The sequence below is a fragment of the Vibrio sp. TMPB1044 genome (assembly GCF_030442075.1).
Lineage (GTDB): Bacteria > Pseudomonadota > Gammaproteobacteria > Enterobacterales > Vibrionaceae > Vibrio > Vibrio satsumensis.
The window spans coordinates 342,140-366,270 of sequence record NZ_JAUJED010000023.1; the positions used below are offsets into that span (position 1 = coordinate 342,140).

19 protein-coding genes are annotated in these 24,131 nt (G+C 44.9%); 10 read left to right on the plus strand and 9 right to left on the minus strand.

Annotation, left to right across the window (positions count from 1 at the left end):
• The first annotated feature begins 241 nt into the window (after positions 1-241).
• Positions 242-1,810, plus strand: a complete 1,569-nt coding sequence (locus tag QQ041_RS17435; protein ID WP_285954611.1) for an EAL domain-containing protein — start codon at positions 242-244, stop codon at positions 1,808-1,810.
• A 108-nt stretch (positions 1,811-1,918) separates the two neighbouring features.
• Here QQ041_RS17435 and QQ041_RS17440 read toward each other — a convergent pair whose 3' ends face one another.
• On the minus strand, positions 1,919-2,818 hold the full coding sequence (locus tag QQ041_RS17440) for a LysR substrate-binding domain-containing protein (protein ID WP_285954612.1): 900 nt from the start codon (positions 2,816-2,818) through the stop codon (positions 1,919-1,921).
• A gap of 138 nt (positions 2,819-2,956) precedes the next feature.
• On the opposite strand from QQ041_RS17440, the gene QQ041_RS17445 reads away from it, so the two are divergent.
• Positions 2,957-3,805 (plus strand): DMT family transporter, encoded by an 849-nt coding sequence (locus QQ041_RS17445; RefSeq protein ID WP_285954613.1) that lies wholly within the window; start codon positions 2,957-2,959, stop codon positions 3,803-3,805.
• Positions 3,806-4,043: 238 nt separating this feature from the next.
• On the opposite strand, the gene QQ041_RS17450 is transcribed toward QQ041_RS17445, so the two are convergent.
• Positions 4,044-4,523: an Sbal_3080 family lipoprotein gene (locus QQ041_RS17450; RefSeq protein ID WP_061017327.1), complete on the minus strand. Its 480-nt coding sequence runs from the start codon at positions 4,521-4,523 to the stop codon at positions 4,044-4,046.
• A 194-nt stretch (positions 4,524-4,717) separates the two neighbouring features.
• Between QQ041_RS17450 and QQ041_RS17455 the strand changes: the two genes are divergently transcribed.
• Complete coding sequence (locus QQ041_RS17455; RefSeq protein ID WP_285954614.1) at positions 4,718-5,116, plus strand: hypothetical protein; 399 nt, start codon at positions 4,718-4,720, stop codon at positions 5,114-5,116.
• Between the two features lie 310 nt (positions 5,117-5,426).
• Here QQ041_RS17455 and QQ041_RS17460 read toward each other — a convergent pair whose 3' ends face one another.
• The 5 genes from QQ041_RS17460 to QQ041_RS17480 all read right to left on the minus strand — a co-directional run bounded on the left by QQ041_RS17460 (position 5,427) and on the right by QQ041_RS17480 (position 11,014).
• Positions 5,427-5,837, minus strand: a complete 411-nt coding sequence (locus tag QQ041_RS17460; protein WP_285954615.1) for a hypothetical protein — start codon at positions 5,835-5,837, stop codon at positions 5,427-5,429.
• The gene (locus QQ041_RS17465; RefSeq protein WP_285954616.1) at positions 5,834-6,502 is read right to left on the minus strand and encodes an HNH endonuclease signature motif containing protein; all 669 of its coding nucleotides are present in this window, start codon (positions 6,500-6,502) and stop codon (positions 5,834-5,836) included. The genes QQ041_RS17460 and QQ041_RS17465 overlap by 4 nt, the downstream gene beginning before the upstream one ends.
• Positions 6,503-6,653: 151 nt before the next feature.
• A complete protein-coding gene (locus QQ041_RS17470; RefSeq protein WP_285954617.1) occupies positions 6,654-7,346 on the minus strand; it encodes a hypothetical protein in 693 nt (230 codons plus the stop codon).
• Between the two features lie 144 nt (positions 7,347-7,490).
• On the minus strand, positions 7,491-7,844 hold the full coding sequence (locus tag QQ041_RS17475; protein WP_146490142.1) for a DUF6404 family protein: 354 nt from the start codon (positions 7,842-7,844) through the stop codon (positions 7,491-7,493).
• Positions 7,845-8,431: 587 nt separating this feature from the next.
• The gene (locus QQ041_RS17480) at positions 8,432-11,014 is read right to left on the minus strand and encodes a molybdopterin oxidoreductase family protein (RefSeq protein WP_285954618.1); all 2,583 of its coding nucleotides are present in this window, start codon (positions 11,012-11,014) and stop codon (positions 8,432-8,434) included.
• Between the two features lie 472 nt (positions 11,015-11,486).
• On the opposite strand from QQ041_RS17480, the gene nirB reads away from it, so the two are divergent.
• From nirB to QQ041_RS17500, 4 genes are all read left to right on the plus strand, one after another.
• Complete coding sequence (nirB, locus tag QQ041_RS17485) at positions 11,487-14,069, plus strand: nitrite reductase large subunit NirB (RefSeq protein ID WP_285954619.1); 2,583 nt, start codon at positions 11,487-11,489, stop codon at positions 14,067-14,069.
• Positions 14,070-14,253: 184 nt separating this feature from the next.
• Entirely contained in the window at positions 14,254-14,598 is a 345-nt protein-coding gene (gene nirD / locus QQ041_RS17490; RefSeq protein ID WP_102541672.1) for a nitrite reductase small subunit NirD, read from the plus strand.
• A 142-nt stretch (positions 14,599-14,740) separates the two neighbouring features.
• Complete coding sequence (locus tag QQ041_RS17495; RefSeq protein ID WP_285954620.1) at positions 14,741-16,210, plus strand: NarK family nitrate/nitrite MFS transporter; 1,470 nt, start codon at positions 14,741-14,743, stop codon at positions 16,208-16,210.
• 196 nt (positions 16,211-16,406) lie between these two features.
• On the plus strand, positions 16,407-18,197 hold the full coding sequence (locus tag QQ041_RS17500; RefSeq protein ID WP_285954621.1) for a bifunctional protein-serine/threonine kinase/phosphatase: 1,791 nt from the start codon (positions 16,407-16,409) through the stop codon (positions 18,195-18,197).
• Between the two features lie 50 nt (positions 18,198-18,247).
• Here QQ041_RS17500 and cra read toward each other — a convergent pair whose 3' ends face one another.
• Complete coding sequence (gene cra, locus QQ041_RS17505) at positions 18,248-19,252, minus strand: catabolite repressor/activator (RefSeq protein ID WP_285954622.1); 1,005 nt, start codon at positions 19,250-19,252, stop codon at positions 18,248-18,250.
• Positions 19,253-19,625: 373 nt separating this feature from the next.
• Between cra and fruB the strand changes: the two genes are divergently transcribed.
• The 3 genes from fruB to fruA are packed head-to-tail and all read left to right on the plus strand — an operon-like array spanning position 19,626 to position 23,504.
• On the plus strand, positions 19,626-20,759 hold the full coding sequence (fruB, locus tag QQ041_RS17510; RefSeq protein WP_285954623.1) for a fused PTS fructose transporter subunit IIA/HPr protein: 1,134 nt from the start codon (positions 19,626-19,628) through the stop codon (positions 20,757-20,759).
• A 9-nt stretch (positions 20,760-20,768) separates the two neighbouring features.
• The gene (pfkB, locus tag QQ041_RS17515; RefSeq protein ID WP_280604129.1) at positions 20,769-21,746 is read left to right on the plus strand and encodes a 1-phosphofructokinase; all 978 of its coding nucleotides are present in this window, start codon (positions 20,769-20,771) and stop codon (positions 21,744-21,746) included.
• 15 nt (positions 21,747-21,761) lie between these two features.
• On the plus strand, positions 21,762-23,504 hold the full coding sequence (fruA, locus tag QQ041_RS17520; protein WP_285954624.1) for a PTS fructose transporter subunit IIBC: 1,743 nt from the start codon (positions 21,762-21,764) through the stop codon (positions 23,502-23,504).
• A 131-nt stretch (positions 23,505-23,635) separates the two neighbouring features.
• Here fruA and QQ041_RS17525 read toward each other — a convergent pair whose 3' ends face one another.
• A complete protein-coding gene (locus tag QQ041_RS17525) occupies positions 23,636-23,959 on the minus strand; it encodes a DOPA 4,5-dioxygenase family protein (RefSeq protein ID WP_052880068.1) in 324 nt (107 codons plus the stop codon).
• Positions 23,960-24,131: the final 172 nt, after the last annotated feature.

Consider the following 24,131-nt stretch of genomic DNA (forward strand, 5'->3'; position numbering starts at 1 on the left):
TACTTAAAACCCGCAACAATCTGCCTCATCAACCCCCTCAAAAGTGCTGAACAAAAAAACGACGTACTCAACCTTTGAAGCATATCTAACACTCTGATTTTTATACTAAGAGCATAAAATGCGCTATTTCAATGCATAACACATGCGTACATTCACAATAATTATTATTTATCTTGCCACTCAATCGTTAAATTTATAAATTAAACCGAATGCTCATCCAATCGGTAACGCTTTTCCTACTATGGATATCAAGTACCAACATTTTGCCAAGACCACATTCTACTTTGCCATTTCTTTCATTTTGTCGATGGCATTACTCATACCTTTTACACCGTCTCATTATCATGCGTTAACCGAAAAGTCTTCACAGTTAGTAGAAACAAAGCTTCAAGAGATCCAAGCTCGATTTGGTAGTTTTCTCTCAGAGATCACGCCCGATCTTTCTTGCGATGCCGTAGTGACCGAGCTTCGTCAAAATGTATTCAATGCCGATTGGGTAAAAGAAGCCGCCGTATTCAACAAATACAACCGCTTTTATTGCTCCACCACGGATGGCGATGTGTCGTTTCGCTTATATAGCACCATTCGAGAAAGGCTCAATGAAGATCCAAATTTAACCACTCTGTCTTACTCGAGTGCAGCTATTACTAAAGTACAATCCATCATGCTCATTTTCTCGAACAAAGAAGAAGCCGGGGTGAGCCTTATGATACCGCCACACTTCATCTACGACCTTGTAGAAACGAGCCTGAGTAGCCATGGTATAAACTCTAAGGTTGAAGTGATTAAAAGAGATATCCACCCTACCGATCCCGGACCATATCTCGCAGAAGTACGCATACAATCAGATGCCTACCCGTTGGCCATTACCTCCTACATCGGACACCAGTACTACATACACTTCCTCATGAGCTTTTCATGGTTTGGTTTTCTCATGGCGGGAATCACCACTATCTGCCTGCTCTCTGCTAAACACAAAAAGCAGAGCCAGCGTAGCTTAGAGTATTCACTTTCAAGCGCGCTAAAAAACAAACACCTACATGTACACATGCAACCCATCGTTAACCAAAACACCAACGAGATCGTCGGCTGTGAGTCGCTGCTCAGGTGGAACGACCCAATTGAAGGCAATGTGTCCCCTGCCATCTTCATACCGCTTGCCGAAAGCTTAGGCTTGATTGAAGAGCTGACCTACTTCGTATTACGCAAAGTCTTAATAACATTGAAAAGCAATCAAGATGTATTTGAGTCAAAGTACATTAGCGTCAACATCAGCCGAAACGTCGTGTCTAACAGTAACTTCTCTAACAAGGTGCTTAGCATATTTAAAAGACACCCTGAGATTCTCAAACAGGTGGTATTTGAAGTAACAGAGGATGGTGAATGTTCTGATGCCGACATGGTCAAAATTAGAGACAACCTAACCAAACTATCGAACATGGGCGTAAGAGTCGCGATTGATGACTTTGGTACTGGTTACGCAGGGTTAGACTTTGTCAGGCAATTCCCGTTCAGCATTCTCAAAATTGATCGTGTATTCGTGAAAAACATTTCAGACGAGTCCAGCCTTGGTATCCCTTTGCTTGAATCCATGCTGCAACTTTCTCAAACTCTGGGCATGCAAGTTATCGTTGAAGGTGTCGAGTACGAATCCCAAGTGAACATCTTGTCTAAACTGGGCGTCGATTATATTCAAGGCTTCTATTTTTATAAGCCAATGCCGATAAACCTGACCGTCAGCTTACTCAGACAGCAGCACATGACCACGAACTATAGCGATCAAATCTTGTCCACCTCAAAACCAGAATAGAAATAAGTATAAGAACCTTGTTCACGCCCCTAAAATACATGCGTGGTATCTAGATACCACGCATGTGTATGAGCGTGAGCGGTTTCTTTCAACGCTATGTTTCACTGTTTACTCATAATCAAAGCATTGCTGTTTAAGCCAATGGCCTAGAGTCTTGATTTCAAACTGCTTAGCTCTCGACTTTTTGTAGACAAAATACATATTGTCGCCCGTCGGCAAATCGTGCATTGGGATACGAACCAAGTTTTGTTGAAGATCTTGGTCGTTAAGAAAGTAGTCGTTCAGGAACGCGATACCTTGATGGTATTTCACGGCCTCGGCGGCCAGTACCATGTGACTGAACTGGCTAATTTTCACATCCTTTGGCAAGCTGAAACCACCACGTTCACACCACTGAATCCAGTCTTTCGCTTCACCGCTATCCTTGAAGATCGAACTTACTGAAAGTAACTGCTGATCCCATAGTGCCTCTGGCAAAGGTTTATCTTCGATTCTCTGCCACACCTTTTGGCTACAGAACGGATAGAGCTGCTCTTTGTAAAGGAAGTCACTAACGTAGTTTTTCTTTGGCGGGTAGGCAGTGATAAAGCAATCGGCTACTTGATCCGAGAACTCAGGCTCATCGGCCACCATACTTAATGTTAAGTCGATTTCTGGATGCTGTTGGCGTAAGTTTTCGAGCCTAGGCACCAACCATTTCACCGCCAGAGAACTGTACATTGCAATCCGAATTTTCCCACTGTCACCTTCGCGGATCTGGTAACTGGCTTGCGCGATATTCTGCAATGAATGAGACACCTCTTCGTAGTAACGCTCTCCTATCGGGGTAAGCGATAAACGCCTTCCCTGACGCACAAACAAAGTTTCACCTAAGTATTCCTCTAGCAAGCGAACCTGATGACTCACCGCACTTTGAGTAACATGAAGCGCGATAGCCGCCTGAGAAAAGCTATTTAAACGAGCGACCGATTCGAAACATTGTATTGATCTCAAAGGTGGTAATTTCATTATTAGTTCAGCTCATACTAAGTGAATTTTTATCATTATATATGAAACGATTTTATGCATTAAGATTACGCCATCACATTTCTTCATTTTCTTTTAACTCACACTGAACACGTGTCAGTCAATGATAGGAGCTTCTTCATGCCTACAATGTCTGTTGGAATGGCAATGAGTTTACTCATTGTCGGCAATCTCATTGCGGTTTTCTCTGATGCCTTAATTAAAACCTTGGGTGAAGACACTGCTGTGTTTCAATTTGTCTTCTTCAGACAGCTAACTGCCGTGTTGATCCTTCTGCCTTTTTGTATTGGTGTGAGTAAAAAGAGCTTCACCGATGGGCTGAAATGGCATGCCCTGCGCGCGCATATCTGGTTGCTGGGCGCAATCTTTATGGTGTTTGCCATCAATGCTATGCCATTGGCCACCGCCAACGCGATTTTCTACGCCGCACCCTTGATGATGCTGCCGTTAGCCTTGGTATTTTTCAAAGAACAACTCAGCCGCTACTCCATTGCTGCTGGAATATTCGGCTTTATGGGCGTTCTGGTCATCATTCGCCCAACAGAAATCGATTGGGCGGCCATTGCAGCGCTTATCGTGGCGTTAACCATTGCCAGTAATAACTTGTTAATTCGCAAACTTCCGAAGCATCAAACCGTGGCACAAACGTTGTTGTTAACCAATTTAGCAGGAGTTCCGGCATCACTTGGACTCGCCATTTGGGAAGGCCGTGAATGGGATTGGTCACCACTTATCACTGCCGCAGGTTCAAGCGGTTTTATCCTCATCTACGCGGCGATATGTGTCGTCACTTACCGATCGGCAGAAAGCAATAAAATCGCCAGCGCTGAATACAGCGGCTTACTCGGTGCGGTGGGAGTTGGGTTGATCTGGTTTGGTGAAATGCCTGATATTGCAATGGCGATTGGCACAGCGATGATCATACTGCCGCTCATCTGGCTGGCTCGAAATGAAAAGAAGCAAAGCTAACAAAGTTTATTGATACCAGGCCGGAATACCAAGCGAGGTTAGTAAGGTATCACCTCAGACAAGAGCTTTAATTAATCTGAACGATGTGAAGCCGTAACGGTAAAAGGAACGGCTTCACATCTTCGTCTCTTCGTCTCTTCGTCTCTTCGTCTCTTCGTCTCTTCGTCTCTTCGAGCAGAGCTTAAAGAAAAATAGAAAGTGAAAGTGAATAAAGGGATGAACTAGTAAGCCAATTAAACTAGTTCGTCGCTTTTGAATCAGATGAATTGGCCGCTTTCGTCGCTTCTTCAGCGGTTTTCTTACCAAATATCGTATCCATCATGAAACCAATACGCTTAGTTGCATTACCGAACTTGTTCGGGTTAGCCGTATATGGAACTTTGAACTCGACTTCACCGACTCTTTGCCCGTTCTGATAAGCATTGATCTCCGCTTGCTTTAAGAACAACGCCAAGTCCCAGCTCCAATGGCCTTCATACTCCAGTGTTAGCTTATCAAGATCGTGCTGCGACTTATCTGGTACGACGGTGTAGGTATAATCGTTATCTTGCAGCCACGTTTCCATGGTATTCAAGAACCCTTCACGTGTTTCAGCGTCTTTAACAATCACAACATCCACTTCAGTCGTAGGTTCTGGAATCGCACTCCCTGTGTAACGAGGGGCTCCACAACCTGCCAAAATTAAAACCGAAAGCGATAATAGTAGGTATTTTTTCACGTTATATATCCATTAATAATCAACTGCACGAATGATACCACATCAAAAAAATGACATATTATATAAACAAAGGTTAATCAGACATTCCTTGTTACATAAGTCACTGAAAAACCGCGAAAGAAAACACAAAAGCCATAGGTCTCCTTTGATGAACATTTAACGTCATCGCATCTTGAATGCACAAAAGGAATATCATGGAAAAGACACTTCAAACCAAATTGGCGACAAGCCTTTTGCTGCTGAGAGTCGGCATTTTTATCGTCTTCTTGTTCTGGGGGTTGGATAAGATCCTTGTCCCTGAACACGCTGTAAAAGTGCTGTCTGGTTTTTATGGCATCGACATCTCGGACAACGCGATGATGGCGCTGGGTGTCGCGCAGCTTGGCTTTTTAGGCGCATTCGTGGTTGGCATGTGGAAGAAGTACACCTACGGCGCGGTTTTGGTCCTGCACGCAGGTTCTACCTTCGCCTCTTTCGCTAAGTACATAGACCCGTTCAATAACCTACTGTTCTTTGCCTCTTGGCCAATGCTCGCAGCCTGTATCGCACTCTTCTTACTGCGTGACTACGACACCTATAGCGTTTCCAACTAACACAAAGGGCGCCGTTATTGGCGCCCTGTTTGGTTAGCTTGATTCTTAAATGCTTTGTTAAGTTTATAGACGCCATATTTCAAATAATGAGTCATGTTCACGTAAAGGTTTTTGTAGATGCTCACCATATGTCAAAAATGTAATATCAATTTCAACATTCCATTTTTTTGACAGCTGTTTCAATGTTTCTCTACAGCTTTTGTATGTGCTCAAAGGTGAAATTGCATCCAGCGTAGAAACTAATAAGATATCAATGTCATTATAGTTCCCTCCACGAAAAAATGAACCAAAGCCATACACTCCCCAAAGATCATTCTTCGCGGATAAAGCTAACCTTATTTCCGTCACGATCTTTCTTGAAGTAATTCCAGAAGTCATCTTTCCATAGTGCTCCAGACATTTCATCAGACACGTAAATACCAATATTATTATCTATACCGTATTGTTTGGCATCCGTTGTACTTGCATTCCAACCACCACCAATATAAATAATATCAAGATCCCCAAACTCTTCTTGAGCTCTTTGAACCATTGTTAGACCCATAGTATATTCACGCAAACAAAGAAGCTTAAGGGTATCGCCCTGTGCTTTCCTTGTGATTTCGAAGAATATATCTTTACTACGGTTAACACTTTGAACATTGCTATGATTGTTTAACAACCTATCAAACCATGTAATTTGGCTAAAAGGCACACCCCAATCATTATTACCATTACTCATAACCCAAACACCTCTGAAAATTCACTGGGAAATGTTACATATTGATCGACTCGCTCATATTGATTCTGCTCAAATGAGTTCACATGACTTTTAAAGGTTGCAAAAACCTTTAAAACAGAGACTTCAAGTAAGTGTTTATTAGCTTCGATCATGTTAACGATTTTTCGATTATTTGGAATAATCAAATCTAGTTTACGCAACGCCCATACTTTATGTGTATTTGAGCCAGGATCTTCAGCAGCTTTTGACTGAGGACCAAAATTTTCCCATGCTGAGTTGTTATCAATTAAAAGCATTGCTACTTGACGCTTTAACTCTTCAAACGTTTCAAATGTTTTGTCGCTAAATAAAGATCGTATTGCCTGCTCGTGGTCATTTTTCCAACCGTGGAGCTGTTCGACTGTAAAAGTTCCCTCAGGGGACTTATCAACGTGTCGATGGCAAGTTGGGCACAACAAAACTAAATTTTCATACGTATCTGCGCCACCGCCAGTTGCTCCTCTTGGACCCTGCTCACTTCTTGCAATTATATGAGCCATTTCTCCAACATTGTAACTTCTAGCCTCTTCCAGCACTGCTGTTAAGTCAGCTCTACAATCTGGATTCGAGCAAATACCGGCTGCCCGTCCCCATAGGAGTTTCGCATCTCCATCTGATATTGCCATTTTACCTCCTAATTTATGGTGAAACTTAACGCCTTGCTAACGGGCGATAACGCTATATCACCCAACTTAAAATTTGCGTCCTAAACACTGAAGCCGATTTGAATGAAAGTGGCCAAGCGTTAGGAGTCCCTGTTAAGCAATTTGTTATGCTTCATATAAGTTGCTGTTTCAATAGCCCCTTCTCATGCAGCTCCAAACATACGTCAAGCGCATCATTAATGACCTTTTCGTAAGACTCTTGAACGCTATCTAGCATAGCTACACTAAGAGTTATGGTATTTTCGATATGAACTTTCAAAGTAGACATAGACCGAGAATTACCACCTAACTGAACCTCTAATGCTTCTCTGTCTGCTGAAGCATATGCGCCAAAAGTACCACAGTAATTTGGATGGGCGTATTCGGAAAGCATAGCGTAATGCCGACCAAATTTACCGTCTAGTTCTTTATCTACAGCTCTTATACAAGTTAGGATATTGGTCTTGTTTGGAAACTCATCATCATCTGACCAACCCAAAATTAGGCTACGCATTCTTTCACTAAAATGCTTGAGATCTTTTGTTTCGGCTAGATGAGTTAGTTTGGAGTTTATATACCAGATGAGAGCTAAAGTTTCATACGCACCACGTGCGGTTACAACAGCACCAATAAAGTGATTTGACCGATAAAGTACATATGAAGACTCGATTAGCTCTATAAAACGATGTAATGCTGCCTCTCTTAAATAATCAGCTTCAAAAGTAGGTTTGATAGCGATATTTTTTGCTAAAGGCTTAACCGTTTCACGCCGACGTTCTTTCCAGACAGCAAGCGCCTTCATAGCCTGCTCAACATTTTTATACACCGATCTCTCCTTGAAGCATAACGCCGTATTAAGAGGAGAGCGACGCCATAGCCTCGACAAGCCACCTTAAACACTAAAGCTGAATTTAAACGAAATTCGCCAAGCGTTGCGAATCCTTCTTAAATACTTTGTTAGATTTTGGGGCTATTCTCCCAAAGAACTCCACTCCGACAGATTCAATTGCTTTCGTCTAACAAAGTAAAATGTCGCCATAATTAGCCCAAACAAAACACCACCAATCAGAGACATATAGACAGCTTCGAGAACTGGCTTATCTGCTTTACTCCAAACCACAAACCAATTTAAAACACCCCAAACAGGAGCGAACATGATGGCTGAAATAATCCAGTTGTCCATGAAGGTCTGATAATAAGGCGGCGGGAAGTTAAGTCCCATTTTGCATAGTAACTTGGCTATTGGTGGATTGTAATTCGACTTCCAAACACCTTTATCATTGAGCTCTTTATGTGCAAATTGGAGCTTCGTTTGATAATCCATGATACCCCCTCAATTCCATTTGACCGCGGCAAAACCTAACAGCTATATTAGACAGAATAATTCTGTATTTTGTCCCTGAAACAATTCCGACTAGTAATCTGAACTGTTCAGGCTCTGCCTAATAACCTATTTAATAACAGAACCTTACCTGGTTACTTCTTTATCAAACATGACGAAAAGCAGAAAAATTCCATATAGTCTCGACAAAATATAGAAAGTGACTCAATGTGTGAGTTAGTCGTCATCTTGCTCGTTGATTTCTTCGCCGCAGCCTAGGCATTTTGGTTCTAGATCTGTGGGTAGCATGATGATTAAACCGCAGTGTGGGCACAGGTCGCCTTGGTTATACATGGTCACCCCTAAGCAGCGCTGAATTCGCCAGTGTATGAGATAAGGACGGTTTTCTTGCGTTGGCTAACTTAGACATCAACTTACCTCCACCCAAATGTTACAGAACGACATTCCAGTGTGTGAGATGATATATAAAACTTGTCATTTAATCAATCGGTATTGCATACTTAAAAACAAAAACGCCGACGTAATTGTCGGCGCTTAACTTTAAGTATGAATAGGTTAGAGGTAGTCAGCTACTTCGCCAATGTACTCAAAAACTCGGCTTCAAACTCTTCATCGGCTTCTCGGGTTAGGCATGCCACCAGCCAATCGATGCTTTGATGGTCGAGCTTACTGTTCACCACGAAAGCTTGCTTTACACCAAATTGATCCAGCTTAGCAGAACCATAATTCTTGAACGATTTATTGCCGTGGTAATGGAGTGATTTTATTGCCTCCGCGTTAGGTTCTGGCAAAGCATCGAGGGTGTTGGCTAGCTGAATCACTAGTTCTATTGGGTTCTTAGATGAAGATATGCGATACAGAAAACCACCCTCCACTCTTTGGCGAACCCAGTAATCAAATCCGCTACAATCCATTACCTTGTCACTGACCAACGCGGCTTCACTGCGATAGCCACACGGCTCTACCACAACAGGTGTGTGTTTGAATTCTGGCTGACCAGAGGCTGCATCCGTATGAGGCAAGATCAAGTCACACGGCTTGCTATCTTTGGCGGTCGGAGCATTCCAATGAATAGGCATAAACACCTGTTCACGGCGCATCTCTTTGGTTACCACTAAGCGCGCTTGGCACTCGCCTTGTGCGCTGCGCACTTTCACCACTGGGTTTATAGTCGTGTGGTTAAACGCATCTAGCCCAAATTCTTCTAAACCAAGTGCAGCGACCGTGTCTGGGTGCATGGCAACAAAAGGTTCGGGTGTATGCTCACCTAAGCCAGCGGCCAAGCCAGTTCGGCTCATGGTGTGCCATTGATCTCGGATTCGCCCTGTGTTCATGATGAGCGGAAATTCGACACTGGTATCAGCAATCGGCTTATCGTGTTCAACCGCAATAAACTGCGCCTTGCCAGATTCAGTAAAGAACTCGCCATTGGTAAACATGCGCTGTTCAATGATCAATGGTTGATATTCAAGTACTGGCCACTGCTGTGGAGTCAGCTCGCCATAGCCTTTTTCATCCAGTTTGGTTAATCCAATTAAGCACAAATCGCGCGCTTTTCCCGTTTCATTGCCGAGCGCTGTCATCTCGCAATACTCTTTGAAGATCTCACCTTCGTGGCGGTAATCAAACTGTTCATTGAATCCCATTTTCTGCGCGACTTCTTTTAATATCCACCAATCAGGTTTGGCTTCTCCTGGGCTTGGTAACACGCGGCGCTGGCGTGAGATTCGACGCTCAGAGTTGGTTACTGTGCCGGACTTTTCACTCCACCCTTGCGCGGGCAGCACCACATCGGCCAAGCGTGTGGTTTCCGTATCGGCAATGCAGTCAGACACCACCACAAACGGGCACTTCTCTAATGCGGTTTTGATCTTTTCGCTATCAGGCAAACTCACGACTGGGTTGGTTGCCATGATCCACACGGCTTTTATCTTGCCGTCATTCATCGCATCAAATAGCTCGATGGCTTTTAAGCCTGCGCGAGTAGCCAAGCTGTCAGTTTGCCAAAACTCACTGACGGTTTGGTGTGATTGCGGATCGCCAAATTCAAAGTGTGCCGCTAAGGTATTGGCTAAACCGCCTACTTCACGCCCACCCATCGCGTTCGGTTGGCCTGTGACAGAGAATGGACCCATGCCCGGCTTACCGATTTTCCCGGTCGCTAAATGGCAGTTAATAATGGCGTTTACCTTGTCGCACCCTTGGGTGGATTGGTTTACGCCTTGAGAGTAGATGGTAAGTACTTTCTCGTTAGATGCGAACAACTGGTAGAACTGTTCGAGTTGTTGCTCGCTAAGCCCCGTCAGTTCAGGAACGCTTTTTTTGCCCCAGCCTGATTCGGTATAACGGTAATCTGTGGCTGTTCGTATCGCTTCAGTAAAACCTTGGGTGTGTTTTTCAATGTAGTCAGCATCGAGTTGGTCGTTGTCATCGAAGTAGGCAAGCAAACCATTGAACAGTGCCACATCTGAGCCTGACTCCAACGCCAAGTGCATGTCGGCAATTTCACATGTATCGGTATAACGCGGGTCAATCACGATCACTTTTAATGCAGGGTTGGCTTGTTTGGCTGCTCTTAACCTTTGGAATAGCACAGGGTGACACCAAGCGAGATTTGAGCCAGTGATGACGACCACTTCTGCTTGCTCGAGATCTTCATAGCAAACCGGTACGGTGTCTGCGCCAAATGCACGCTTATGTCCCACCACAGTAGAAGCCATACACAGCCTAGAATTACTATCGATATTGCCGCTACCGATGAAGCCTTTCATCAGTTTATTGGCGACATAGTAGTCTTCGGTAAGCAGCTGACCAGACACATAGAACGCAACCGAATCGGCCCCAAATTCTTCGATCGTTTGATTGAATTTGTCTGCGACCAACTGAATGGCACTGTTCCAATCCAGTTCTTGTTTTTGCTCATTCTGAATATGAGCAGGCTGTGTAAGACGACCTAAAGGCGTAACAGTATCACCAAGCGCAATTCCTTTAGTACATAGCTTTCCATAGTTTGATGGATGATCTTTATCACCACGCACTTCTAGTTTTCCTAGCGATGTCGGTCTCGCTTCTATTCCACACCCTACACCACAATAAGCACAGGTTGATTTTATCCAGCCGCTGTTTGAATCGGTCATCCGTTTCTCGCTCAATTATCCATAATTGTAATAACTCAAACCAAGCAAATAACACGCCATTTAATACCAGTCGGAAAAATTGAAATATTTAACATTAAAAACAATAACTTAACTAAATACAGAATATCAACACTGAACAAAATAGAACTTAACCAAGATAGAAACTTAATTTTTGCACCATCTTGAAGAAAGTTGCACCACAAATGCTCATTTATGTGAATCTAACAAAAAATTTACATACCACTTTAGGGGTAACCGCGTGCCACTAAATATTTTTAATTAATTGAAAAATAACAGTTAAATTTTATTTAATTTGATGAAATGTAATCTGGCACCCTCCTTGCTCCACTAGAAACCAAGACTTAGAAAAAACATTTTTGTTTTTCTTGATGATTATGAATTGAGTGGAATCTCAGCCCGGTATTCATCTGCTAACGACTAGAAATTAGATGCTAGTGATGGTGACGCCGAGAATAAGGAATGGATTATGAGCAAGAAGAAAATCGTCGTTGTGGGTAACGGCATGGTTGGACACAAATTTATCGACAACATCCTACAATCAGACAGTGATGAGTTTGATGTGATTACTTTTAGTGAAGAACCAAGGTTAGCGTACGACCGTGTTCAGCTAACCGCCTACTTTAATGGTAAAACCGCTGATGACCTGTCATTAACCAGTGAAGAGTATTACCAAAGCAACGGCGTGAACTACTTGTTGAACCAGAAAGTCGCCAAGCTAGACACAGCCAATCAACAAGTCATCACTGAAAGTGGTCATGTTGAAAGTTACGACAAGCTAATCTTGGCTACGGGCTCTTTTCCTTTTGTTCCTCCTATTCCCGGTAACGACCAAGAACACTGTCACGTTTATCGCACCATCGAAGATTTAGATGCCATTGAACTATCAAGTAAAGGCAGCAAATCAGGCGTGGTGATTGGTGGTGGCCTGCTTGGCTTAGAAGCCGCAAACGCAGTCAAAAACCTTGGCTTGGAAACTCATGTTGTGGAATTCGCGCCGCGCCTGATGGCCGTACAGTTAGATGACGGTGGCGGTGCACTTTTACGCAGAAAAATTGAAGACCTTGGCGTCCAAGTTCACACCGAGAAAGCAACCTCTGAAATTGTGGCAGGTGAAACGTCTCGCTACCGCATGAACTTTGCTGACGGCACACATCTAGAAACCGATATGATCGTGTTCTCTGCAGGTATTCGCCCACAGGATGCGCTGGCTCGTAGCTCTGACATTACCATTGGTGAACGTGGCGGCATCGTGATCGACGACAACTGCCAAACCAACCTCGACAACGTGTACGCGATTGGTGAATGTGCCCTATGGGACAACAAGATCTTTGGCTTAGTGGCTCCGGGCTATTCAATGGCGAAGGTCGCTGCAAGCCATATCCTTTCTAATGGTGAAGATGAGAGCAGCTTTACCGGTGCCGACATGAGCACCAAGCTCAAGCTACTGGGTGTAGACGTAGCCAGTATTGGTGAAGTACACGGCAAAACCGAAGGCGCTCAGTCGTATACCTATAACGATGAAATCGAACAGGTTTATAAGCGTTTGATTGTCTCTGCTGATGGCAAAAAGATCGTCGGTGCCGTGTTAGTGGGTGACGCAGAAGCGTATGGCTCACTGCTGCAAATTAAGCAAAATGATATGCCTCTACCAGAGAACCCTTCTGTATTAATTCTTCCAAACCTTGCGGACGACTCCGGCAGCGCAATGGGTGTTGAAGCTCTGCCTGATAGCGCAGTGATTTGTTCATGTTTCGATGTGACTAAAGGCGACATTAAAGACGCGGTATCTGCTGGCTGCACCACGATGGCTGCACTGAAAGAAACCACCAATGCTTCGACAGGTTGTGGCGGTTGTTCTGCCCTTGCGAAACAAGTGCTCGACAGCGAACTAAGCAACTTGGGTGTCGAGGTATCTAATGATATCTGTGAGCACTTTGCTTATTCTCGCCAAGAACTCACCGACATCATTCGCGTCAACAAGATCAAAACATTCGATGAGCTGCTTGAATCTCATGGTCAAGGCCTAGGTTGTACTGTGTGTAAGCCTGCCGTGGGTTCGATTCTCGCCTCTTACTGGAACGACTACATCCTTAAAGATGAGCACATCGAGCTACAAGACACCAACGACATCTACCTTGGCAACATGCAAAAAGATGGCACCTATTCTGTGGTTCCGCGAATTGCTGGCGGTGAAATCACACCAGACAAATTGATTGTGCTGGGTGAAGTGGCAAAGGAATACGACCTTTATACCAAGATCACTGGCGGTCAGCGTGTCGACCTGTTTGGCGCACAGCTTAACGAGTTACCTGCAATTTGGAAAAAGCTGATTGATGCAGGTTTTGAAACTGGCCATGCCTATGGTAAATCAGTACGTACCGTGAAATCGTGTGTGGGTAGCACATGGTGTCGATACGGTGTCGACGACAGTGTTGGCTTAGCGATTCGACTAGAGAACCGCTACAAAGGCTTACGCTCACCCCACAAGATCAAGTTTGCGGTTTCTGGCTGCACTCGTGAATGTGCAGAAGCTCAATCGAAAGACTTTGGCATTATCGCTACCGACAAAGGCTGGAACCTCTACATCTGTGGTAACGGTGGTATGCGCCCTCGCCATGGTGACCTTTTCGCTACCGACCTTGATGAAACCACTCTGCTGCAATACATCGACCGCATTCTGATGTTCTACACACGTACCGCAGATCGCCTACAGCGCACATCGGTATGGATGGAAAACCTTGAAGGCGGCATTGAATACCTCAAACAAGTCGTGATTGAAGACAAACTCAACGTTGCTGAAGAACTTGAAGCCGATATCACCCTCAACATCGAAAAATACCAGTGTGAATGGAAAACGACCATCGAAAACCCTGAAAAGATGAAACGCTTCCAGCACTACATTAACAGCGAAGAAATGGACACTAGCCTGTCATTCATCAAAGAACGAGAGCAACGCTTTCCAAAGCCCAGTTTGAGCTCTTCTGCTGATTCACAACGCGATGAAAAGCTAGCCAACGCAGACCAAATAGAAGTGACTGAGGTTTCGTAACCGTTAATAGAACAGAGTGAGACAAAGCGTTCGACATAAAACGCAAGGAAGTGACTGGCATGCTCAGCAAGTCACTTCCCTACTCACTCCAATAGAGACAGTAACGACAACTCAGCAAAGCCAAGAATTTGAATAAGTTAATAAACAAATAATTAAAGACTCAATTTTAGACTAGGAGAAAGTCATGGAAAATTGGACAACCGTATGTAGCACCCGGGACTTAACCCCAAATGGTGGAATTTGCGCCAAAGTAGACGATAACCAAGTGGCTATTTTTTACTGCAAGCGCAGCGACACACTTTATGGGCTCTCTAATTACGACCCTATCGGCAAGGCGAATGTTATGTCACGTGGTATAATTGGTTCATTAAGCGGTGAGCCTTACGTAGCCTCGCCCTTATACAAGCAGCATTACCACTTAGAAACTGGCGCGTGCCTTGAACAACCCGAACTCAAGCTTGTGAAATTTGAAGTTCGCAAGCAAGGAGAGCAAGTACAGGTTCTCGCACCACTTGCTATCGCCAGTTAACTAAACGCCGACATCATCATGTAAACGCTTTATAGGCGTGAACAATTTCGGCATAGGGTTTAGCCACATTAATGCGTTCGAATTTCGGAAGTAACGCACGAGCTAAAACCGGGTAATTTTCCAGATTTAAAGGATTTAAACCATGGATAACACAAAATTTTCGCTGCTTTCATTTACGGGTAAGATGAAAACCTTACACCTAAGTTGGATGGCCTTTTTTATCACCTTTGTAGTGTGGTTCAACTTTGCCCCGCTACTGCAAATGGTAAAAACCTCGCTTGGTCTTTCTACTGAAGAGATCAAAACACTCCTTATTCTCAACGTTGCCTTAACCATTCCGGCACGTGTCGCCATTGGTATGTTAACCGACCGATACGGCCCTAGATTGGTCTACTCTTCGCTACTCGCCGTCTGTTCAATCCCTTGTTTTATGTTTGCTATGGCAGACTCTTTTATTCAAGCGGCGATTGCTCGTTTCCTATTAGGCTTCATCGGTGCAGGCTTCGTTGTCGGTATTCGTCTTGTGTCAGAGTGGTTCCCACACAACGAACTGGGTACCGCTGAAGGTATTTACGGCGGCTGGGGTAACTTCGGTTCTGCAGCTGCGGCGTTTACACTTCCAACTCTAGCCATAGCGTTTGGTGGTGAAGACGGCTGGCGTTATGCGGTCGGTATTACTGGCCTTATGAGCTTAGCGTTCTCGTTTATCTTCTACAAAAACGTATCGGACACGCCAAAAGGTTCGACTTACTTCAAGCCAGCTCAAGTAACGGCAATGGAAGTCACATCAAAGGGTGACTTTTTCTTCCTACTCATTATGAAGATCCCGATGTATGCCGCTTTAGCGCTACTGACATGGAAGCTATCACCGAGCAACATCAACATGTTGTCTGACATGGCGGTGTATTCAGTGTATGCAGGTTTAGCTGCACTTTACGTGTACGAAGTGTCGCAAGTTTGGAAGGTAAATAAGAACGTATTCAAAGAAGAAGTACCAGAAATTCACAGATACAAATTCAAGCAAGTTGCTGTGTTGAACGTGTTGTATTTCGCGACATTTGGTTCTGAACTGGCTGTTGTTTCTATGCTGCCACTGTTCTTCTCTGAAACCTTTGAATTAACACCCGTTCTTGCCGGTATGGTTGCATCGGCTTATGCCTTTATGAACCTAATGTCTCGCCCTGGTGGCGGTTGGATTTCAGATAAATTCGGCCGTAAACCAACACTGCTTATTCTTACGATTGGTCTTGCTGTGGGTTACTTTGCAATGGGTCAAGTCGACAGTACATGGCCAGTATGGCTAGCAGTTGTGGCTGCGATGGCGTGTTCTTTCTTCGTACAAGCGGGGGAAGGTGCGGTGTTTGCAACAGTACCTCTAATTAAACGTCGTATGACAGGTCAAATTGCAGGTATGACTGGCGCTTACGGTAACGTGGGTGCGGTGGTTTACCTAACGGTACTTTCATTCGTAAGTTACCAAACCTTCTTCTTAGTGATTGCAGGAACAGCGGTACTAGGCTTCGTTACTCTGATGTTCATGGAAGAGCCTAACGGTCAAATCGCCGAAGTAAACGACGATGGCAGTGTCACGCTGATTAATGTTTCAAATTAGTCTCTGTACTAAGAAGCATTGATATTATTGAATCGGGAGAGGCACCAAGGTTGGTATCACCGCTTTGGTGCTTCGTTCAGAGGCTCTACGTTCACTAGAGCTTTTGTTCTTCCTCAGATGTGCTCTCAAGCAGATGAGAAAACAGCCAGTTAAGAAGAAGACAGTAAGAAGAAGACAGTTAAGAAGCAGACCAGTTATGACGATTTCATTCAGCCAAGGGCAAGTCATCACGCCTGAATCCAATAATCAGCTTATGCTTAAATTTGGTGGTTATTCCAATAAAGGCGTACGTGATGAAAACCAAGACGCCATCATTGTAAAGCACCCTAAGACTCGTGCAGAGCAAGAGCTAAAAGGCAGTGTTGCTTGTATAGCCGACGGCGCAAGTTGCAGTGAGCACGGCCAAAAAGCCAGTCACACTAGCGTGATGCAGTTTATCGACGACTATTACGCCACGCCCAATAGCTGGAGCATTCAGCGTTCAGCGCAAAAAGTCCTAACCTCGCTCAACTCTTGGCTGTTCAACACTTCTGTTTCTAATATTCATCCCGCACAACAAGTTAACCACAATGCGCTCGTTTCCACCTTTAGCAGCGTGATATTGAAATCGAACACCGCGCATATATTCCATGTGGGTGACAGTCGAATTTACCTATTAAGAGATGGTGAACTGCGCCAACTTACTCGAGACCATACTCGTAAAACCATGGGGCAGAAGCATTACCTGACGCGAGCTTTAGGTATGGATAATCAGCTCAACGTTGACTATCAAACCTTGCCAATCAAGAAGAATGATTGCTTCATCCTCACATCGGATGGTGTGCATGAGTTTGTCTCGCCCAACACATTCAAGGAACATATCGACAAACCCGGCGTTGATTTCGAACACGCTGCACAAACGATCTGTAATACCGCTTTAAGCTACAACAGTTCAGACAACGTAAGCTGCTTGATTGTGCAAGTTAACCACCTACCTAAGCCTTCGCTCATTGAATTCCATGAAAAACTGGCTAAACGTGCCATCCCACCCGCTTTAAAACTCGGGCAAAGTATCGACAACTTTATGGTACTTGAGGTGTTGTATGCAGGCTCAAGAAGCCATGTGTATCGTGTTATGCAGAAAGAGACACAAACCGAGTTCGTGCTAAAAGTCCCTTCCGTTCAATATCACGATAGCCCGTCGCAACTCCGAGCCTTCTTTAATGAACAATGGGCGGGGATCTTGCTGAATAATAAGAAGGTAATGAAGGTTTACCCGACGCCAGAACATTCGCAATTTTTATATCAAATCTGCGAATGGGTTGAAGGCATCACGCTAAGACAATGGATGTACGACAATCCAAAGCCGTCACTCAATGAAGTGCGCGAAATCTTAGAAAAGATCACGCAAGGTATTCGAGTATTACAACGCGCAGACATGGTGCACCGAGACTTAAAGCCCGAGAACATCATGATTCAACGTGATGGTGAGATAAAAATCATCGACCTTGGTGCAGTGTTAGTGAGAGGTCTTGAAGAGGGAGAGCTCACAGACAAAGACGATACACCATTAGGCGCGGTCAATTATATTGCGCCAGAAACCATCAAGCACAATACGGCGACCACTAGTTCAGATTTGTTCTCTATCGCAGTGATCGGCTATGAGATGCTAACGGGTACATTGCCCTACTCTGAGATGACCGCACAATCGCTTAATCAATCTCGTCACCATCAATGGGAATACCAACCCATCACCCAGAAACGAGCGGACTTACCAAGCTGGGTGGATTTGGTGTTACAAAAAGCCTGTGCGGAATCGCCAAGCGAACGTCATCAAGTGTTGGGGGATTTTGTCGCTGACCTTTACACACCGAACCAAAGCTTGGTAAAAAGCAAAGCCAAGCAACCTTTGATAAACCGAAACCCAATCCAGTTTTGGAAAGTGTTGGCCTTGTTGCTCGGCATTGTTGCCATTGTAGAAATGGGCTTATTACTGAGTACGAGTTAAATCCAAGTTCGAGCTAAACGCGAGGCTTCTAGCTAACTGTAAAGCTCGAGTTAGCCTCGTCTAACTAAGCTTCTCGGCACTAGCTCAATACCAGCTTGATAACGCTTAGCGGAAGCATTTAACGCCAAGGCAAAAGCACTATCTGCAATCACTTCGAATTGCTGTGGCAGTGAATGGACTTTAAAAGGTAAGAAGTCCAATAAACGGTTATCACCAAAGGTTGCCAGCTTTACTTGATTGATCAGCTCTGGCTTTTCGACCATCACATCCAACACACCTTCTAACAAGGTGTAAGACATAGTCACAATCGCATCAGGAACTGTGCCTTTAGCTATCCAGTCTTCAAAAACCTCTCGCCCTGATTCTCTATCAAAGTGTTCTCCATAACCCACAACCATCGGCTTATTTTCTGTTAGCCCTGTTTGTTGAGTATGCGCTTTGTTGGCTGCTTCAAAACCTAAGTGACGTTCGCGTGAAATGTTCAGATCAGGTAACGCGCCGATTAAACCAACACTATGAATGCTGTCATCAAGGATCGAGTGAGTCAGTTCAAATGCGGCTTCGAAATCTTCACTGATCACACACGCAAAGTGCTCATCATCTAACGGACGGTCAATCGCGATTACGGGTGTACCTGAGTTTTGCAGCTTCAAGTAAAACTCATTGGCGTCTGGCATTGAGCTAGCCACCAGCAAGGCATCGATACGACGGCTCACCAAAGCTTCAGCGACTTTACGTTCAGTTTCAGCATCATCATCAGAGCAACCAATCAAAATCTGATAGCCCACTTTACGTGAGTTCTGCTCTATCAGTTTTGCTAAACGCGCGTAACTGCTGTTTTCCAGATCAGGAATAATCAAACCAAATGAACGGCTATTACCAGCACGCAGCGACGAAGCAGCATGGTCTGGTCGGTAGTTATACTCTTCCACAACCGCCATGACTTTCTGCTGAGTCTTTTCACTGATTCTGTATTTCTGCGCCTTGCCGTTGATGACATAACTGGCTGTGGTTTTCGATACACCAGCCAATTTAGCAATTTCATCAAGTGTCATATGGGTGACCTGTATTTTGTGCGTAGGATCATATAACCAATGATCTGATCCTCGGATTAGTTGAATTATATGCTGAATCGATTCAGTATAAAAGCTGAAAGGATTCAGCAAAATCTGAAAAGTGACTTCAATCATCCTTTTGAATGGATTGAGCGTCATTTGTTGTGATTCAACTTCTCGTTATTAACGAAACTGAAATTACGACACGCAGCAAAACTATTTTGAAAACCAAAATCGGCTTTGCTGAATTTTTTTACACTGAATGCTGAACCGATTCAGCAAGCATAAGGCAAAGAGTTAAGCTCCATGAATCTTGCTCTAGACTGAATCGTAGCGATACACAAATTCTCAAGCGATACGCTAAAGAGGCACCATGCTTAAATTATCAAAATCTGACATCACTCTTGGTCAAAAGGCCGATGACAAATTCAAAGCAATCCAACACATTGCTGGCGACCTTACCGCGAAAGGCTTAGTTGACTCTGGCTACGTTGAAGGAATGCTGAACCGTGAAAACCAGAACTCTACGTTCCTAGGTAACGGCATCGCGATTCCTCACGGAACGACTGACACTCGCAACCTAGTAAAAAAGACAGGCGTAGCGGTACACCACTTCCCTGAAGGTATTGATTGGGCAGACGGCAACCGTGTTTACGTAGCAATTGGTATTGCAGCTAAATCTGACGAGCACTTAGGCATTCTTAAGCAGCTAACGAAAGTGCTAGCGGCTGACGGTGTTGAAGAGAAATTAAAGCAAGCGAAATCAGAAGACGAAATCATCGCCCTACTTAACGGCGAAGTTCAGCTAGAAGCAGACCTAGATGCTTCTTTGGTTCAGCTACTGTTCCCTGCAAGCGACATGGTTCAAATGTCGGCAGTTGCAGGCGGCCTTCTTAAGAATACAGGTTGCACAGACAACGCATTCGTTGCCGACCTAGTAACAAAAACACCAACTCACCTAGGCCAAGGCCTGTGGTTGTTGGGCAGCGATAAAGGCGTAACTCGCACTGGCGTATCGTTTGTTTCAACAGCAAACCATTGTGAGTATGAAGGCACACCAGTGAAAGCATTGGTCGCATTCGCAGCTTGCAACAGCGCGCACCAATCTATTCTGGCAAACCTAAGCAAGATGGTTTTCGAAGGTAAACAGCAACAACTGTTAACTGCTGACGTTGCACAAGTGATTGGCCTTCTAAAAGGTGAAGCGGTTTCTACAGCGTCTCAAGACGATGACAACTGCGCAGTATTCAAAATCAAAAACGCACACGGCCTACACGCTCGTCCAGGTGCAATGCTGGTAGCAGAAGCGAAGAAATTCGAATCAACTATCCGCGTTTCAAACCTAGATGGTGACGGAAAAGAAGTGAACGCGAAGAGCTTGATGAAAGTGATCGCACTTGGCGTTAAACACGGCCACCAGCTTCAGTTTGTTGCTGAAGGTGAAGATGCAGCACAAGCACTTGAATCGATTGGCAAAGCTATCGCTTCAGGCCTTGGCGAAGGTTAAGGAATCGATATGTCTGATAAACAAATCAAAGCCGTTACCGTTACGCTAAACCCTGCCCTAGACCTGACTGGCGCTATCGACGCACTTAACGTGGGTTCAGTGAGCCTAGTAAACAAAGGCTCTCTACATGCGGCAGGCAAAGGCGTAAACGTAGCAAAAGTACTGTCAGAGCTTGGCGCTAAAGTGACCGTAACAGGTTTCCTTGGTCGCAATAACGAAGAAGCCTTCTGCCAACTGTTCGAACAGATGGGCGCAACTGACCGCTTCATCCGAGTTGATGGCGCGACTCGTATCAACGTGAAATTGGTAGAGAATTCAGGCCAAGTAAGCGACATCAACTTCCCAGGTGTTCCTGTTGATGCTGACGCGATTAAAGCGTTTGAAGAAACCTTGTTAGAACTGGCTGAAACGCACGATTACTTCGTGATTGCAGGCAGCTTGCCACAAGGCGTATCGCCAGAGCTTTGCGCTTCTTGGGTACAACGCTTGCGTGACCTAGGTAAAAAGGTGCTGTTCGACAGTAGCCGTGACGCACTTAAAGCCGGTATCAATGCACAACCTTGGTTAATTAAGCCAAACGATGAAGAGCTATCTCAACTATTCAACGCAGAACTGACAACACGTGACCAATGCCAACACGCAGGCCAAGCCCTAAGTGAAAAAGGCATCGATAACATCGTGGTATCACTTGGCGCAGAAGGCGTGATGTGGCTAAACCAAGGTGAATGGTTACATGCTCAACCGCCGCGTATGCAAGTGGTGAGCACGGTAGGCGCAGGTGACACCTTAGTTGCTGGCCTATGTTGGGGTCACATGCAACAGATGCCAAAACCAGAACTTATTAAATTCGCCACTGCCCTATCTGCTCTAGCAGTTTCACAGGTAGGCGTGGGCATCACCAGCCAACAAGAGCTGGATTCAGTACTACAAAATATCCAATTACAGTCGCTTAGTGCTCCAACTAGCCAGTTAGACACAAGCAAATAGGACAAAAGGTTTATTATGAATATTACCATTATCACAGCTTGCCCTAGTGGCGTAGCAAACAGCATCATCGCAGCAGGCTTGTTAGAGCAAGCAACAAAAGCACTGGGTTGGAACGCCGCTATTGAATGTCAATCAAGCGTGTTACCTGAATCTCCAGTATCACAAGACGCTATCGACAGCAGCGATGTTGTGGTTATTGCAGCTAACACAAACGTGGATAAAACACGTTTCGTGGGCAAAAAAGTTTACCAAGCAGCTATCTCTGAGTGCACTGCAGATGCAAAAGCATTTCTAGAGAAAGCGGCAGCAGAGGCAACGGTATTAGAAGCTTCTCAAGTTGAAAGCACTGTTGAAGTGACGGGTACGTCACCTGCTACAGGCAGCAAAAAGATCGTAGCGATTACGGCTTGCCCAACTGGTGTTGCACATACCTTTATGGCAGCTGAAGCGCTTGAAGCAGAAGGCAAACGCCTAGGTCACCAAATTAAAGTGGAAACTCGCGGCTCTGTAGGTGCGAAAAACCAACTGACAGACCAAGAAATCGCAGACGCTGACCTTGTTATCATCGCAGCTGACATCGACGTACCTCTTGATCGTTTTAACGGCAAAGCGCTGTACAAAACGACAACGGGTCCTGCGCTTAAGAAAACAAAGCAAGAGATGGAAAAAGCATTCGCAGAAGCTAAACCATACCAACACACTGCTTCTTCAAATTCAGCACCTGCTGACGAGAAGAAAGGCGTGTACAAGCACCTAATGACAGGTGTATCTCACATGCTTCCAGTGGTTGTTGCGGGTGGTTTGATCATCGCTCTTTCTTTCGTATTCGGTATCGAAGCGTTTAAAGAAGAAGGCACACTGGCAGCAGCACTGATGACTATCGGTGGTGGTTCTGCATTCGCACTGATGATTCCTGTTCTTGCTGGTTTCATTGCATTCTCGATTGCTGACCGTCCGGGTCTTGCTCCAGGTCTAATTGGCGGTATGCTGGCTAGCTCAACGGGCGCTGGCTTCCTAGGTGGTATCGCGGCTGGTTTCATTGCGGGTTACTCTGCAAAACTCATTGCCGACAAAGTTCAGCTTCCACAATCTATGGAAGCGCTTAAACCAATCCTGATCATTCCGTTTATCGCGAGTTTGTTCACTGGCCTTGTGATGGTTTACATCGTGGGTGGCCCTGTTTCTGGCGTGATGAGCGCAATGACAGACTTCCTAAACAACATGGGTACGTCTAACGCGATTCTTCTGGGTGTAATTCTAGGCGCAATGATGTGTTTCGACCTTGGTGGCCCGGTAAACAAAGCGGCTTACACGTTTGGTGTTGGTCTACTGGCTTCGCAAACTTACGCACCAATGGCAGCAATCATGGCAGCAGGTATGGTTCCAGCTCTAGGTATGGGCCTTGCGACTTTCCTAGTGAAAGACAAGTTTGAAGCAGGCGAGCGTGAAGCGGGTAAAGCATCATTCGTTCTTGGCCTATGTTTCATCTCTGAAGGTGCGATTCCATTCGCAGCGAAAGACCCAATGCGTGTTATCCCAGCATGTATGGCAGGTGGTGCACTAACGGGTGCTCTATCAATGATGTTTGGTGCACAGCTAATGGCTCCACACGGCGGCCTGTTCGTACTACTGATTCCTGGCGCTATCTCTCCAGTGCTTATGTACCTAGTGGCGATTGCAGCAGGTACAGCAGTAACAGGCTTTGGTTACGCAGCACTTAAAAAGATGAGCGGCTCTAAAGTAACGGCAGAGGCTTAATCCCCCTACTCTGTTAAGCTCCTTCTATAAAGCTGCTTATTAGTAAACAAAGGCTCCTCATTTGAGGAGCCTTTTTATTATTCGTGCATTTTCCGGTCGGAATGAGTTAAGTACAATATTGGTATATTTGATTAACTACTCAGCGTTTCTTCAAAGACACCCAGTTCACGACCAAGCCAAATCGCACGTACTGTGTGATCCAAAGTTTCTTCACCGCCAGTTACCGGGTGAATAAGCACCGACATATCGCCGCGTTCTTGCTCAAGCCACTCAACAATACCCGACTCTTTGTTAGCAAAGTGAATTTCAAACATCGGCATCTTATGTGGGCCAACCAAACGCTGGATTAATGGGAAAGTCTCTAACACATCTTTACGTTCTGAGAGGATTTTCTGACGCAGTGTTTCTGCCTGCTCTGCAAATCGCAAAGGGAAATAGATATGACCGTGGTACATGGGACCATCCTTTAGAATTATGATGCGAACAGTTTAACCTGCTTTCTCTAACAAGGACAGCCAACCAATGGCAGCCGAAGTATTAAACATCATATAGAAGACTGATCTAGCTGATAATTTCTAGGACATTGCGACAAAAACGCCACACGTAATTTAAGTGTGGCGTTTGTAT

What these genes read in the sequence shown, in the direction of transcription:
- cra (WP_285954622.1), bottom strand. Translation starts at nt 19,252, where the DNA reads ATGACACTTGATGAAATTGCTAAATTGGCTGGTGTATCGAAAACCACA.
- pfkB (WP_280604129.1), top strand. Translation starts at nt 20,769, where the DNA reads ATGTCTGATAAACAAATCAAAGCCGTTACCGTTACGCTAAACCCTGCC.
- nirD (WP_102541672.1), top strand. Translation starts at nt 14,254, where the DNA reads ATGGAAAATTGGACAACCGTATGTAGCACCCGGGACTTAACCCCAAAT.
- nirB (WP_285954619.1), top strand. Translation starts at nt 11,487, where the DNA reads ATGAGCAAGAAGAAAATCGTCGTTGTGGGTAACGGCATGGTTGGACAC.
- QQ041_RS17465 (WP_285954616.1), bottom strand. Translation starts at nt 6,502, where the DNA reads ATGGCAATATCAGATGGAGATGCGAAACTCCTATGGGGACGGGCAGCC.
- QQ041_RS17455 (WP_285954614.1), top strand. Translation starts at nt 4,718, where the DNA reads ATGGAAAAGACACTTCAAACCAAATTGGCGACAAGCCTTTTGCTGCTG.
- QQ041_RS17495 (WP_285954620.1), top strand. Translation starts at nt 14,741, where the DNA reads ATGGATAACACAAAATTTTCGCTGCTTTCATTTACGGGTAAGATGAAA.
- fruB (WP_285954623.1), top strand. Translation starts at nt 19,626, where the DNA reads ATGCTTAAATTATCAAAATCTGACATCACTCTTGGTCAAAAGGCCGAT.
- QQ041_RS17460 (WP_285954615.1), bottom strand. Translation starts at nt 5,837, where the DNA reads ATGAGTAATGGTAATAATGATTGGGGTGTGCCTTTTAGCCAAATTACA.
- QQ041_RS17445 (WP_285954613.1), top strand. Translation starts at nt 2,957, where the DNA reads ATGCCTACAATGTCTGTTGGAATGGCAATGAGTTTACTCATTGTCGGC.
- QQ041_RS17475 (WP_146490142.1), bottom strand. Translation starts at nt 7,844, where the DNA reads ATGGATTATCAAACGAAGCTCCAATTTGCACATAAAGAGCTCAATGAT.
- QQ041_RS17525 (WP_052880068.1), bottom strand. Translation starts at nt 23,959, where the DNA reads ATGTACCACGGTCATATCTATTTCCCTTTGCGATTTGCAGAGCAGGCA.
- QQ041_RS17435 (WP_285954611.1), top strand. Translation starts at nt 242, where the DNA reads ATGGATATCAAGTACCAACATTTTGCCAAGACCACATTCTACTTTGCC.
- fruA (WP_285954624.1), top strand. Translation starts at nt 21,762, where the DNA reads ATGAATATTACCATTATCACAGCTTGCCCTAGTGGCGTAGCAAACAGC.
- QQ041_RS17500 (WP_285954621.1), top strand. Translation starts at nt 16,407, where the DNA reads ATGACGATTTCATTCAGCCAAGGGCAAGTCATCACGCCTGAATCCAAT.
- QQ041_RS17440 (WP_285954612.1), bottom strand. Translation starts at nt 2,818, where the DNA reads ATGAAATTACCACCTTTGAGATCAATACAATGTTTCGAATCGGTCGCT.